The following is a 13,202-nucleotide window of genomic DNA, read 5'->3' on the forward strand; positions in this document are numbered from 1 at the left end:
GTACTACGCTATGCTTTAGGTTGGCAATATATCTCTGGTTTTGCGTAAGTCCTAAAATAATAACAATAAATTTACATCATGTAATTGATGATCTTCTTGCTCCCGTTTTTGTCACTTTAATCCTAAAACAGGAGTACAACATGGTTAACCCTGGTGATCAAAAAGGTAGCCAAAAGCCTAATAACAGCAAGGAGTCAAGGCTATACCTGTCTGACTATGTCAGAGCCAGATCCAAACACCATAAACCACCTCACATGGGCACATTTGATGTCGGTATGTCAGTACCACAACGACGGCCTGACCACGAGCCAGACACGCGCATCGACAAATTTACTTTCATTATGGTGCTCGTCATCCTTGTCAGCATCGCTGCCCCTTTGATACTTTTCCCTGATCAAGGTCAAGCTTGGGTCAGTACTGCCCGTGGTTTTGTGGTTGATAACCTTGGCTTTGCTTATTTGGCTTTTGGTGTGCTGTCCATGCTGTTTTTCTTTTATGTCGTGTTTTCTGATATCGGCAAAATCAAGCTAGGAAGACCCGAAGAAACCGCCGAATTTAAAGACACCTCATGGGCCGCGATGCTGTTTTGTGGCGGTATTGGCGCCAGTATTCTATATTGGGGACTTATTGAGTGGGCTTACTATTATCAAGGTCCACCGTTTGGAATAGAAGCAGAATCAACTGAAGCAATCCGTTGGGCGACGACCTATGGAATATTTCACTGGGGACCAGTAGCATGGTCGATATATCTAGTACCAGCCGTTGCTATTGCTTATTTTTATTATGTCCGTCAGACGCCTGTACTCAAAGTCAGCCAAACCTTAATGCCTTTATTGGGTGAAAAGCTGGCCAATAGTAACTGGGCAAAAATGCTCGATGTGTTGTTTGTCTTTGGTATGGTCGGCGGTGGTGCAACGACGCTGGGCCTAGCCTCTCCACTCATCAACGAAGGCTTACACAACCTCTTTGGCTTACCACGTAACATCACAATGCAGATCGTGGTACTGCTGGTGACCACCATGATATTTGCCTATAGTGCCTATCAAGGACTCAAAGGCGGTATCCAAAAACTGTCTAATATCAACTTTTATTTGGCGATGTTCTTTTTGGCTTTTGTGTTAATCGTAGGGCCGACGGTATTTATCTTAAATACTGGGCTAGAAGCACTAGGTCGCTCGATCACAGAAATGCCACGCATGATGACCTATATCGAGCCATTCAAGGAATTCCAATCGTACGGCTTTGAAAACACCACATTCCCACAAGACTGGACCGTGTTTTACTGGGCTTGGTGGTTGGTATTTGCGCCGACTATCGGCTTATTCATCGCCAAAATCTCACGCGGAAGAACCATCCGAAATATGGTCGTCGGCTCGATGTTTTACGGGTCACTTGGCTGTGCGATGTTTATGGTCATCTTAGGCAACTATGGTTTGTATTTACAGATGACTGGTGCGGTCGACGTGGTCTCTATCTTAAACAATGAGTCACCTACCGCTGCTATTTTTGCCATCTTAAATAGTCTGCCAATGTCTTATTTGATCGTTGCTATGTTTACCTTCTTGGCTACTATCTTTACCGCCACGACTTTTGACTCGATTTCTTACATATTGGCATCAGTAGTACAGGTAGAAGTCGATGATGAGCCGCATCGTTGGAACCGTCTATTTTGGGCGTTTACCTTGTGCTTATTGCCCGCCATTCTGATGTTCTTGGGTGATCTGCAAACACTACAGACCGCGTCTATTTTCGCTGGTGCACCGCTTATTATTATTCTATCAATGATGATGCTATCGGTGATAAAAGCCGCCAACTACGATCTGGCTTATCAACCTGACTATGATATGAAAACCATTCATATCGAGGAGCTGCCTGACAACTCGCCATGGGAAGCCGGCCAAACATCAGAACCACTTGAAGGCTCAATTATGCATCAACATGAGGAATGGGAGCAGATGCGTGAGGACAACCAAGATCCTGAAGATAAAACCTAAAACAAGCTTTTGAAACTTCTCTAAAAAGGCTGGACAACATATGCTGTCCAGCCTTTTTTAGTAGTGGGCAGTGGGTGCCATACCTATGAAATCTTACCTTCTAAACCAACCCCTAGTAAGTGGGACACAGCTTATGGGGTGACTTTGCGCACAACATCCTATCTATGTATATATTGCAATTGATATTGGGCAGCCGTATTGCCTTGGTATGCAGATTTTTGATACCACTCAACTGCTTTTGTGTATGACGGCGTGACACCTCTACCCATCTCATATATGAGCCCTAAATTAAACTGAGCATAAGAATCTCCTCGCTCAGCTGCCAATGAGGTCCACCTTAAGGCTTGTTCATAAGATTGAGCAACGCCTCTGCCTTCAGAGTACATTCCTCCCAAATCAGACTGCGCATACAGATCTCCTTGCTTCGCCGCGCTCAAAAACCACTTCACCGCCTCGGTATCGGACTGGGCAACACCACGCCCCATCCTATAGAGTTTTCCTAAACCATGCTGAGCAGGTGCGTAACCTTGCTCAGCAGATTGGCGAAAGTAAGTATAGGCTTGAGCGTAGTCTTCATTGTTATAAAAAGCTTGTGCCAGCTGATAAACATAACGCTGCTCATTAGGATGTTTTGATACGGCTTGCTGACAAGCTTCAATCATCATTTGAGCATCCACACCTTCCTGTGGCGCGCTATCGTCTATCTCATCAAGCAAATTGTCATCAGACGCAACCAAACCACAGAGTTGCACTTGGGTCCATGCTCGAATTTGTGCTTGAGCAGGTAATGACGGCAAGCAAAACAACAAACCTATTACGAGTAGAGATTTTTGCATAAAAACTGCCTTTATATTTTTTACTGGTAAGTCATACCGATCACTCATGACCACTCTCCTAACGTCCTTTAAACTCAGCCTCACGTCGCTCAACCATCGCCATCACACCTTCTTTTGCATCATCGGAGTAAAATAAAGAAGGTAAATAGCTATGAATATTTGCCAATGCCGAGGCTGCACCATTACGACTAGCGTCCTGCGCTGATGACAATGTTCCTCGCACTCCCAAAGGCGCTGCTTTACAAATTTCCTGTGCCAAGGTCAATGCACGCTCATACTCTGTACCGTTTGCCACCACTTCACTGACCAAGTTCAGCCTGTCAGCCGTTTGTGCGTCAAATGCTTTGCCAGTGAGTAGATACGGCATGGCTTTTTGCCAACCAGCGGCCGCCACAAAACGTACTGTCGCCCCGCCAAACGGCATGATGCCGCGCTGGACTTCCATTTGTGCAAAGTTGCAGTTATCACTAGCAATGACCGCATCACTGTTTAACATCAACTCGATCGCCACAGTGAAACAAGTGCCCTTAACCGCTACCACTACTGGCTTAGATCGCAATTTTCCGCTGATGCCCCACGGATCAATTTGGTTATCATCAAACTCAAACACCCCTTCATTGAGCTTGTCTTGTAACTCCATCAGATCTAGTCCAGCAGTAAAATGATCGCCATGGGCAAATATCAGTGCGCAACGCAAATTATCATCGTCTTCATATCGGCCCATTGCTTCCGACAACTGCGCAATCATATGACTGTCAAAAGCATTGCGTTTATTAGGACGATTTAGACCGACAAGGCAGACATGACCTTGGGTGTTATAAGTGATGCGGTTTTGGTTTTCATTGCTATCCGTAGTCATGGTTATATCCTTTTTTTAGCTTGAGTTTGTAGAGTGTGCCTAGGGCGTGTCATTATTATCTATACGACAGTTCTACTTACCTCAATATAGACATACACCTATGGCAACGCAAGCATCGTTTTAGCAACGGCAGCTCACTCGGTAGCAGTTGACCTTATTTGCAATCAGTGCAACCATTATCCCAATTCAGATATAGCTCAGAGTAATTTATGGAATTTTGGCAGGGTTTTTTACTTATCACTAGCGTCCACCTACTCGCTGCAGCTTCTCCTGGTCCTGACTTTGTCTTGGTATCACAGCAGACGCTAACGAAAGGGCGCCGCACTGGCTTGATTTGCAGCCTAGGTATCACCTTGGGGTTAGCGGTTCATATTATCTATTCGGTTTTGGGGCTAGCAACGGTAATTGCGCATTCACAACCACTGCTCACAGCCATCAAATGGCTAGGCGGTGGCTACCTTATGTATCTTGGATGGCAAGGCATCCGAGCCCAACCGAAAAAACCAGCAGAACCAACAAAGCCAAAAACGACTGATGATAAGCTTACTAACCAAAGACCGCTTGAAGCCACCAATTCTGTTTTTTCTGTATTGCGCCGCGGATTCTTTTGTAATGTTTTTAATCCAAAAGCACCCGTCTATTTCGTCGCAATATTTACCCTAGTATTGTCACCTGATATGCCATTGTGGCAATTAGCGATTTATGGCGCATGGATGATGGTTTTACAAATGGCATGGTTTAGCACGGTCGTGATGCTACTTTCTATCGCCACTATTCATCGTCGTTTTAGGCGTGTTGAGCACTGGATAGACCGTGTATTAGGCAGCGCGATGATCGTCTTAGGGTTAAACCTTATCTTACGTAGCCGATAAAACATTTGTTACCCGTAAAATCTGCTAAACTGCAAGGTTATATCCAAACATGAAAGTCTCATACTATGACCAGTGCTTCCTCAAATCATAAACACAGAAACAGAGCTCCAGCGACCCAAAAAAAACTCGGTCAATTGCATCCACGTAATCCGCACCAAGGTCGTTATGACTTTGCTGTATTAACCCGTGCTCTGCCGGATCTCGCAAGCCATACCATTACCAACCCCAAAGGTGAGCCGACGATCAACTTCTCTGACCATCAGGCCGTGCGTGTGCTCAATCAGGCATTACTCGCTCATTATTATGGCGTCAAATTTTGGGATATTCCCGAAGGCTATTTATGCCCGCCTATCCCGGGCCGGGCCGATTACATTCACTATATCGCCGATTTACTCGCTCAGACCAGCCACGTAAATGCCGACAATACACCGCCTACTGGCAAACAGATTCATGCGTTAGATATTGGCACAGGTGCCAGTGCCATCTATCCCATTATTGGAAGTCAAAGCTATGGCTGGCGCTTTACAGCAAGCGATATTGATCCTATTTCGGTCAATACCGCAGCGTTGATTTGTGACTCAAACCCAAAACTGAAAAACTCAGTTAAAGTAAAGCTCCAGCCTGAGCCTAAATTCATCTTTAAAAACATCATTGGTCGTCAAGATTATTTTGATATCGTGGTTTGTAATCCTCCGTTTCATGCGTCTTTAGAAGAAGCAATGGAAGCCAATAGCCGTAAGCAGCATAACCTGCAACGCCATCGTGGTAAAAACGAAAGCCCTCAAATCAGTCGTCATTCAACTAAGTCAGATAATGCCGCACAAAACCTAAATTTCGGTGGTCAGCATAAAGAGCTGTGGAGTGAAGGTGGCGAGATTGCCTTCTTAACCAAGATGATAAAAGAGAGTCAGAGCTTTGCAGAGCATGTCGGTTGGTTTACTAGCCTCGTCTCAAAGTCTGAAAACGTAAAGCCTTTACAGTTATTATTAAAGCAGCTCGATGTCGCGCAAATGCGTATCATTGAGATGAGCCAAGGTCAAAAGAATACCCGTGTATTGGCTTGGCGGTTTGATACTGATGAAGCGTAGTCTCTGATTATGTCATTCTCATCTCATTGACTACTTTATCAACTTAGGTTTCACATGAAACATAAAGAAAGCGCCACTTGAGAATATCAAGCGGCGCTTTTTGATGAATACTTTGAAAATAGACAGCTGTGATGGACAGAGTAATCAGCCGAAAAACATAACCTTCATACCAATAGTTATCAGTACCACCCCACCCAGTGCTTCTGCCTTATCCTCTAACCATGTGCCAGAGTACCAGCCCAAATACACACCGAACAAACCGAATACGGCAGTTACAACAGCGATAATCAAACAAGCTAACCACGCATTTAGCGCTAATAGATTGAGGGTAAATCCTGCCGCCATCGCATCGATACTGGTGGCGATAGCAAGTGTAAATAGTGTTTTATGATTGATATAGCCGTCAAGGTTATTGCTAACTATCGCTGAGTCACTGCTCTCTCGAGAAGCACAACCCCTTGCCCCAACCCCATCATCAGATCTCTCTTCCCCATCATCTCCAGAAAAGACCTCGTAGAGCATTTTTCCACCGAGAACGATTAGAATAATACCACCGATCAAGGGCGCTGCAGCAGCCAACCAACCTAAGAGCGCTGCGCCTAATAAATACCCTATCAATGGCATCAGACCTTGAGCAATCCCAAAATATAAAGCAGCATAAATAGCCAAACGCAGTACATAGCTATATTTCTGACTTTGAGACTTGGCACCTAGCCCTATCGCAACCGCAAAAGCATCCATTGCTAGTGCAATGGCCAGTAGTACAACCTCAATCATCTTGTTATCCAACGGCTTAGTGAGACTTTTGCAAGGTTTCACGTGAAACAAAAAAGCCACCTTGCTAGCAAGATGACTTTATATCAATATTTTCTATATGTACAATTTTTAGCGACCCAGAGTCTAAATATCTAAGTTTGAAACCGTCAACGCATTGTCTTCAATAAACTCACGGCGTGGCTCTACGTGATCACCCATGAGACAAGTAAACATGTGGTCTGCGGCGATAGCATCTTCAATCGTCACACGGAGCATACGACGGTTTTCAGGATCCATTGTCGTATCCCAAAGCTGATCGGCATTCATCTCTCCCAGTCCTTTGTAGCGCTGGACGGCCAGACCACGGCGTGCATCAAGCATCATTTGCTGCCAGAGATAATCAAAATCGCGGATAGGAATGTCTTTAACCGTCCCTGTAGAAGCCTCACGGCGGATATAAGCATCTTCTTCGAGCAATATATTCCACTCAGCTGACAATCTCAGCAACTTGCTGTATTCACTCGAGTTAATAAAGCCTGAATCAAGTAAATAGTGATGTGCTAATTGATGCACATAAACCGTGACACGGGGTAGCCACTGTGCTTTGGTAGATAGTGCTTCATTTCCAGAAGTCTCACTCTCCTCTTCTGCAGTCTCAACAGTAGCATTCATACCCAATAAATCTGCAGCGGCAGCATCGGTGTTTTCCTGCTGTGGTGCATGGATATTGATCAGCTCAATCTCAGGGTTTAAGTCACTACCAAAACGACTAAGCTGGGTTTGCAGCTGATCTTTCCATGTTTGCATAGCGGACTTATCATAAGTCATGTCAGTGCTTAATTTTGGCGTATGCGTTAAAGCATCCAAAATCATTGCTGGAAAACGAATCTGCAGACGCGCTTTTACTAACTGTGTTTGGTTGTAATCATTCAACAGTGTCTCTAACGCCTGACCTGTGATAGCAGGTGCGTCGGCACTGATGTGTAGTTTGGTATTATCAATCGTTGATGACAACAAGTAAGCTTTTAAAGCTTCGTCATCTTTTAAATACAACTCCTGACGACCTTTTTTAACTTTATATAGCGGTGGCTGCGCGATATAGATGTAGCCCTGCTCTATCAACTCTGGTGTTTGACGGAAAAAGAACGTCAACAACAGTGTACGGATATGCGAGCCATCAACATCGGCATCGGTCATGATGATGATTTTATGATAGCGTACTTTATCAGGATTATATTCATCAGGACCGATACCGCACCCGAGCGCGGTGATCAAATTACCCACTTCCGCAGATGATAGCATCTTGTCGAAACGAGCACGCTCGACATTCAAAATCTTGCCTTTAAGTGGCAAGATGGCTTGAGTCTTACGACTGCGACCTTGTTTAGCTGAGCCACCTGCAGAGTCACCCTCCACGATATACAGCTCTGATAACGATGGATCTTTTTCTTGGCAGTCTGCCAACTTACCAGGCAGGCCTGCGATGTCCAAAGTAGTCTTACGTCGTGTCATCTCACGTGCTTTACGTGCTGCATCACGAGCTCGTGCCGCATCGATGATTTTATTAGCAATACCTTTGGCCGCGCTCGGGTTTTCTAGCAAGTAATCATTAAACTTATCATGCATTGCTGACTCAACAGCAGACTTTACTTCACTCGATACCAGCTTCTCTTTCGTCTGACTTGAGAACTTTGGATCAGGTACTTTTACGGATACAATTGCACTCAGACCTTCGCGTGCGTCATCACCACTGACCGAGATTTTTTCTTTCTTAAACAGATTTTCACGATCCATATAGCTGTTCAGGCCACGGGTCAATGCTGAGCGAAAACCCGATAAATGTGTACCACCATCACGCTGTGGAATATTATTGGTAAAGCACAATACCTTCTCATTATAGGTATCTGTCCACTGTAGTGCGACTTCGACAGCGATGCCATCGTCCTGCTCACTGGTAAAATGGAACACTTCATTGATACCATCTTTGCCCGCATTGATATAGCTGACAAATTCTGACAATCCGCCTTTGTGCTCAAACTCATGACGTTTATCGATACGTTCATCCGTCAAGACGATACGCACACCAGAATTAAGAAATGACAGCTCACGTAAGCGTTTGGCTAAGATATCGTAATCAAAGATAGTACCTGTAAACACCTCACCGCTCGGATAAAAGCGGATTTGCGTTCCTGTTTTATCCGTCGCTTCCATCTGTTCTATATCAGCATCAGGGACACCATTGGTATAAGTCTGATGATAGTGATGGCCTTCACGCCAAATGTTCATCTCCAGCTTTTTCGATAAAGCGTTCACCACCGAAACACCCACACCATGTAGGCCGCCTGAGACTTTATAACTGTTATCGTCAAACTTACCGCCTGCATGCAGCACCGTCATGATCACCTGAGCAGCAGACACGCCTTCTTCTGGATGAATATCAACTGGAACGCCACGACCATTATCCATCACGCTGACAGATTCATCTTCATGAATAATAATATCGATTTGATCGCAATGACCTGCCAATGCTTCATCAATTGAGTTATCCACTACCTCAAAGACCATATGATGTAGACCGGTACCATCATCAGTATCGCCAATATACATACCTGGGCGTACGCGCACTGCCTCTAACCCGCGTAAGACACGGATGTCTTTAGAGCTATAATCAGAAGGTAAGTCTTCAGGAGTCACCGCTGACGCAGCCATCTCGGCAACGCTGTCTGCTGCCAACTGCTCGTGGTCGTTAGGTAATGAATCAGTCATGTGCACTCCTTAATCTAGCTATTATCAGCCTTTTGTCGGCCTTTTATCATTGACGCACCACTATGATGACGCCTTATGACCTTATTTTAGATCTAACTTTTAGAGTTAAAACCCGTAACGCAACTTGTCAATTAAACACTCTCAGCAAACGCTTTGTGAAAGACCGTATAGCCATGTAGATAGACTAAAATAGCGCTTAGAGGCATCGCATGAGTTGTTCCATTGTTTGTTCATAGCACCGTTAAATACCATCAACACTCACATTATGAAAAAAAACCATAGTTATCAACAACTTAAAATAAAACAAATGTTAGATTTATCTGCGAAATTCTGTGAGTTTTTTTGCTAAAAACAGGGCGGAAACGATGGATTATTTTAGCACTTTTTTGGCTCTAAGTCACTGTTTAGCGACCGTTTTATTGCTTCTCAAGCATCAGCGCGAAACATCTGGATCAGACTAGAAACAACAGTGAATTAAAGATATTTACGAGGAAGGAAACAGGACGCAAAGGAGGAAGTAAAGGCATCATCGATCAGAGATTATTTGACCTTGTTTCACATGAAACACTGTAGAGTCTGACCATAATTTTTTGACTAACGGTACAATCTCATCGGTCAAGCTGGTCATAAACACCTGACAAGGCAGCTGCGCCAAACTAGATAATAAAATCTCTATCGCCCTACCGTCCAACTCTGCCGTAATATCATCTAGCAACACCACTGGCGTGGCTTCGGAGCCCATACCATTTCTAGGGAAGTCGGTGTGCTGCCCCGTTCTCAAAAGTAATGGCAGCTGTGATAAGCGCAAAGCCGTGATTAGTAGCTTTTTTTCTCCACGAGACAATACATTAGCGGCCTGCTCTTTTAAAACAGGCAGTTTACTACTGGCATCCGTGTGAAGCACCGAAGGAGTATTATCATGACCTTTATCGATCGAATCATTAGAATGCCAATGTACATGAATGTCAGCTCGGTGGTTACCAATACGAGTGTACCCTAACTGTAAATCCTGCTCCAACCGTTCATTCAACTGTACGTCCAACGCCACACTGGTATCGTAACCAGCATTATAGCTTAAGCTCAATTGCGCAGCATAATCAGGCAATAGCTGAGCCACACTATCAGAAAAATAAGGCTGCCATTCGGTAAATATCTGCTCTCGATAGTGGTGAATTAGCGCCGCATGACTTCCCAACCCTTTATCCCATGCTTTTATCTCATTGAGCTGAACTTGGGTTAAACGGCGGGTACTTTTTAGCAAACTATTGCGCTGTTTTAACAGCCGTTGGTAGGCAACCCATTGAGAGTGAAAGCCCTGTTTCATGTGAAACACCAACCAGTCTAGTAGTTGACGACGGCTCGCACTGCCTTGCTCCAACATATCCATCGTTGATGGATCTATTAGTAGTGTTGGCAGTTGCTCTGTTAGGATGCTTTGGTTATATACTGTGGTTTGATTAAGGCGCAAAAGCGTTGTTGCATCGGTTTGCTTCTGGATAGCTAAGGCGTTACTATCATTGATCTTAGCATGGACAACGGCGGATTTTTTATGGTGCTGAATATAACGCTTAGGCTGATGATGACGGAAACTTTTGCCTCTTGATAGTAAAAAAATTGCTTCGAGTAATGAGGTCTTGCCACTGCCGTTTTCGCCTATTATGACATTACAAGCAGTTGACTGCAGATTAACTTGCGTTAAATTTCGTAGGTTAGATATCTGTAGACGTTCAATCATAATAACCGGGACCGTCCGTCAAAATCGCTGTAAAAATACAGGCAAAAGTTCATCAAAATAGATTGAATGAGGTCCAAACTCTGCCCGTATTTGAAAAATGTATAACGCTAAAACAAGGCGATCGAACCCGAAAAAAAGCAGATGCTCGGACGATACTTAGCAAAAGTCGGGCTGCTTTTAACCCACTTGACAGATATCTCTCAGATAAGGAGCTGAGATTATATACGCATTGGCATAATCACATACTTGTGAAACTCATCGTTGAGCTGGTTAACCAATACAGAGGCATTAGACTGACTCATATGCATTTGCAAATCACCTTGTATAACACCCAACACATCTTGCAAATAAGCAGCATTGAATGACAACTCCATCGGCTCACCTTGATACTTAGCCTGTATCATCTCTACCGCTTCATCTTGTTCAGCGTTGTTAGCGCGTACTTCCACCATACCGTCACTGGCAAAATTGAAGACCACTCCGCGAGATTTTTCATTACTCAAAATCGCAACACGGCGTAGCACGTCAGCCATTTTCTCTTGGTTAAACAAAGCTAACTTATCGGTATTACTTGGCATAACACGACGATAGTCAGGGAACTTCCCATCGATCAGGCGCGCTGTAAAAGTCACCATCAAGTTATCACTCACCTGCCCTGCACTATCCACATCACCAAATGGCAAGCTTACTTGTAAGAACTCACGACCGAAGCTGAGAGTGACTGGATTGTCTTGATCACCAAGCATTTTACCAAGCTCTGATGCTAAACGCTCAAGTTCAATGACCGCTTTGCGTGGCAAAATAGCCTGCATGTTGAGGTGTTCACTGACATCAATCACACTGCGAGCTAAAGCCAAACGGTGGCCATCGGTGGCCACTGTCGTCAACTGCTGCTGTGACACATCGAAAAGCATGCCAGTTAGGTAATAACGCACATCTTGAATGGCCATTGCAAACTGGGTTTTATGGATTAAGTCTGTAAGACGGCTACGGCTAACGTTCAGAGGTGTGATGTTTTCGGGGTTACCCAAACTTGGATAGTCTTCGCCAGGCAGCGTACCTAAGGTGAAGCGGCTTTTGCCACTTGTCAGCAAGCAGCGTTCGCTTTCTTGAGTGGTTAAGTTGATTTGCGCTTGTGCCGGCAATGACTTGCAGATATCTTTTAGTTTTATTGCAGGTAAAGTAGTCACCCCTGCTTCAACACAAGCACCCGCAGGCAATTTCAACGTCGAAGTCAGCTCTACCTCTAAGTCAGAAGCCGTCAGAATAAGCTCTGATTCGGAGAGATGCAGCTTGATATTGCCCAAAATGACCATATTGTGGCGTTTATCAGCAGCTTTGGCGATCAAATTAATGGCTTTTAGTAACGACTCTCGATTAATCGATAATTGCATGCTTAGTTACTCTTATTTGTTGGTTGCTCTTATTTGGACAGTTTCTGTATAAACCAAACTTTGTATAAATGAGAATTTTTATAAATGGAAAATAGTAGCTCAATAGTACCCTGTCTACTAAATAGAATCCATTGGCTGTATGTGCTGATATTGTCAGTATTATAAACCATATCAAATGACTAAAACATAGTGAGAACGAGGTCTACTAACCTGCTTGTAACATCAGCGCCAACGTCTTGTAATCCTTATCAAAGGTAGGATCCGCTGCGCGCAGCTCATTCACCTTATCACAGGCATGCATCACCGTCGTGTGGTCACGACCACCAAATGACTGACCAATCTCAGGAAAACTATCACCTGTTAGCTCACGGGATAGCGACATGGCTATTTGGCGAGGCCTAGCGATACTTCGTGTCCGCTTACGCCCCATGATGTCTTTTACGCTGACATCATAGTACTCAGCCACTATCTTACGGATATTATCCATGTTCACTGCTTGCACACGCATCGCAACGATGTCTTTCAGTGCATATTGCACCATTTCAAGAGTGATTTGTGCACCCGTCAAATTGGCGTTTGCAATAACCTGATTTAACGCACCCTCTAAACGTCTGACATTCGAAACTACATTTTGCGCGATAAATAGCGCACACTCTTTTGGCAATGTAACACCGTATAAGCTCGCTTTCTTTTGTAGGATTTGCACACGTGTGTCGATCTCAGGTGGATCGATCGCCACCGTCAGCCCCCATGAAAACCGCGATCGAAAACGCTCATCAAACTCAGTCATCTGAGACGGATGACGATCAGAGGCTAAAATTAACTGTTTGTCGCCACTGGTAAAATCAGCAAATAACGTCAAAAACTCATTACTACTTTTAGTTTTTCCTGCTAATACATGA

General features: G+C 44.4%; 10 protein-coding genes. 3 read left to right on the forward strand and 7 right to left on the reverse strand.

Annotation, left to right across the window (positions count from 1 at the left end; translation table 11 throughout):
- The first annotated feature begins 140 nt into the window (after positions 1 to 140).
- On the forward strand, positions 141 to 1,994 hold the full coding sequence (locus L0J61_RS04035) for a BCCT family transporter (protein ID WP_301465036.1): 1,854 nt from the start codon (positions 141 to 143) through the stop codon (positions 1,992 to 1,994).
- Positions 1,995 to 2,152: 158 nt separating this feature from the next.
- Here the strand turns inward: L0J61_RS04035 and L0J61_RS04040 are convergent, their stop codons facing one another.
- Entirely contained in the window at positions 2,153 to 2,830 is a 678-nt protein-coding gene (locus L0J61_RS04040) for a tetratricopeptide repeat protein (protein WP_301465037.1), read from the reverse strand.
- 58 nt (positions 2,831 to 2,888) lie between these two features.
- A complete protein-coding gene (locus L0J61_RS04045) occupies positions 2,889 to 3,689 on the reverse strand; it encodes a crotonase/enoyl-CoA hydratase family protein (RefSeq protein ID WP_301465038.1) in 801 nt (266 codons plus the stop codon).
- A gap of 209 nt (positions 3,690 to 3,898) precedes the next feature.
- Between L0J61_RS04045 and L0J61_RS04050 the strand changes: the two genes are divergently transcribed.
- On the forward strand, positions 3,899 to 4,561 hold the full coding sequence (locus L0J61_RS04050) for a LysE family translocator (protein WP_301465039.1): 663 nt from the start codon (positions 3,899 to 3,901) through the stop codon (positions 4,559 to 4,561).
- A gap of 65 nt (positions 4,562 to 4,626) precedes the next feature.
- Positions 4,627 to 5,649, forward strand: coding sequence for a 23S rRNA (adenine(1618)-N(6))-methyltransferase RlmF (gene rlmF, locus L0J61_RS04055; RefSeq protein WP_301465040.1), 1,023 nt, complete (start codon positions 4,627 to 4,629; stop codon positions 5,647 to 5,649).
- Between the two features lie 144 nt (positions 5,650 to 5,793).
- Here rlmF and L0J61_RS04060 read toward each other — a convergent pair whose 3' ends face one another.
- From L0J61_RS04060 to L0J61_RS04080, 5 genes are all read right to left on the reverse strand, one after another.
- Positions 5,794 to 6,426 (reverse strand): manganese efflux pump, encoded by a 633-nt coding sequence (locus L0J61_RS04060; RefSeq protein ID WP_301465041.1) that lies wholly within the window; start codon positions 6,424 to 6,426, stop codon positions 5,794 to 5,796.
- 123 nt (positions 6,427 to 6,549) lie between these two features.
- On the reverse strand, positions 6,550 to 9,114 hold the full coding sequence (gyrB, locus tag L0J61_RS04065; RefSeq protein ID WP_301465045.1) for a DNA topoisomerase (ATP-hydrolyzing) subunit B: 2,565 nt from the start codon (positions 9,112 to 9,114) through the stop codon (positions 6,550 to 6,552).
- A 583-nt stretch (positions 9,115 to 9,697) separates the two neighbouring features.
- Positions 9,698 to 10,906 carry a DNA replication/repair protein RecF gene (locus tag L0J61_RS04070; RefSeq protein ID WP_301465042.1) on the reverse strand — a complete coding sequence of 403 codons (1,209 nt, stop codon included), beginning with the start codon at positions 10,904 to 10,906 and terminating at the stop codon, positions 9,698 to 9,700.
- 218 nt (positions 10,907 to 11,124) lie between these two features.
- The gene (gene dnaN / locus L0J61_RS04075) at positions 11,125 to 12,300 is read right to left on the reverse strand and encodes a DNA polymerase III subunit beta (protein ID WP_301465043.1); all 1,176 of its coding nucleotides are present in this window, start codon (positions 12,298 to 12,300) and stop codon (positions 11,125 to 11,127) included.
- 205 nt (positions 12,301 to 12,505) lie between these two features.
- Positions 12,506 to 13,202, reverse strand: a 697-nt coding sequence (locus L0J61_RS04080) for a chromosomal replication initiator protein DnaA (protein WP_301465044.1), incomplete at its 5' end; no start/stop codon positions are given.

The organism is Psychrobacter sp. (assembly GCF_030457785.1).
Lineage (GTDB): Bacteria > Pseudomonadota > Gammaproteobacteria > Pseudomonadales > Moraxellaceae > Psychrobacter.

Bases quoted from the DNA above. Each gene is read 5' to 3' on its own strand.
- rlmF (WP_301465040.1), top strand. From the start codon at position 4,627: ATGACCAGTGCTTCCTCAAATCATAAACACAGAAACAGAGCTCCAGCG.
- gyrB (WP_301465045.1), bottom strand. From the start codon at position 9,114: ATGGCTGCGTCAGCGGTGACTCCTGAAGACTTACCTTCTGATTATAGC.
- L0J61_RS04040 (WP_301465037.1), bottom strand. From the start codon at position 2,830: ATGCAAAAATCTCTACTCGTAATAGGTTTGTTGTTTTGCTTGCCGTCA.
- L0J61_RS04050 (WP_301465039.1), top strand. From the start codon at position 3,899: ATGGAATTTTGGCAGGGTTTTTTACTTATCACTAGCGTCCACCTACTC.
- L0J61_RS04035 (WP_301465036.1), top strand. From the start codon at position 141: ATGGTTAACCCTGGTGATCAAAAAGGTAGCCAAAAGCCTAATAACAGC.
- dnaN (WP_301465043.1), bottom strand. From the start codon at position 12,300: ATGCAATTATCGATTAATCGAGAGTCGTTACTAAAAGCCATTAATTTG.
- L0J61_RS04045 (WP_301465038.1), bottom strand. From the start codon at position 3,689: ATGACTACGGATAGCAATGAAAACCAAAACCGCATCACTTATAACACC.
- L0J61_RS04060 (WP_301465041.1), bottom strand. From the start codon at position 6,426: ATGATTGAGGTTGTACTACTGGCCATTGCACTAGCAATGGATGCTTTT.
- L0J61_RS04070 (WP_301465042.1), bottom strand. From the start codon at position 10,906: ATGATTGAACGTCTACAGATATCTAACCTACGAAATTTAACGCAAGTT.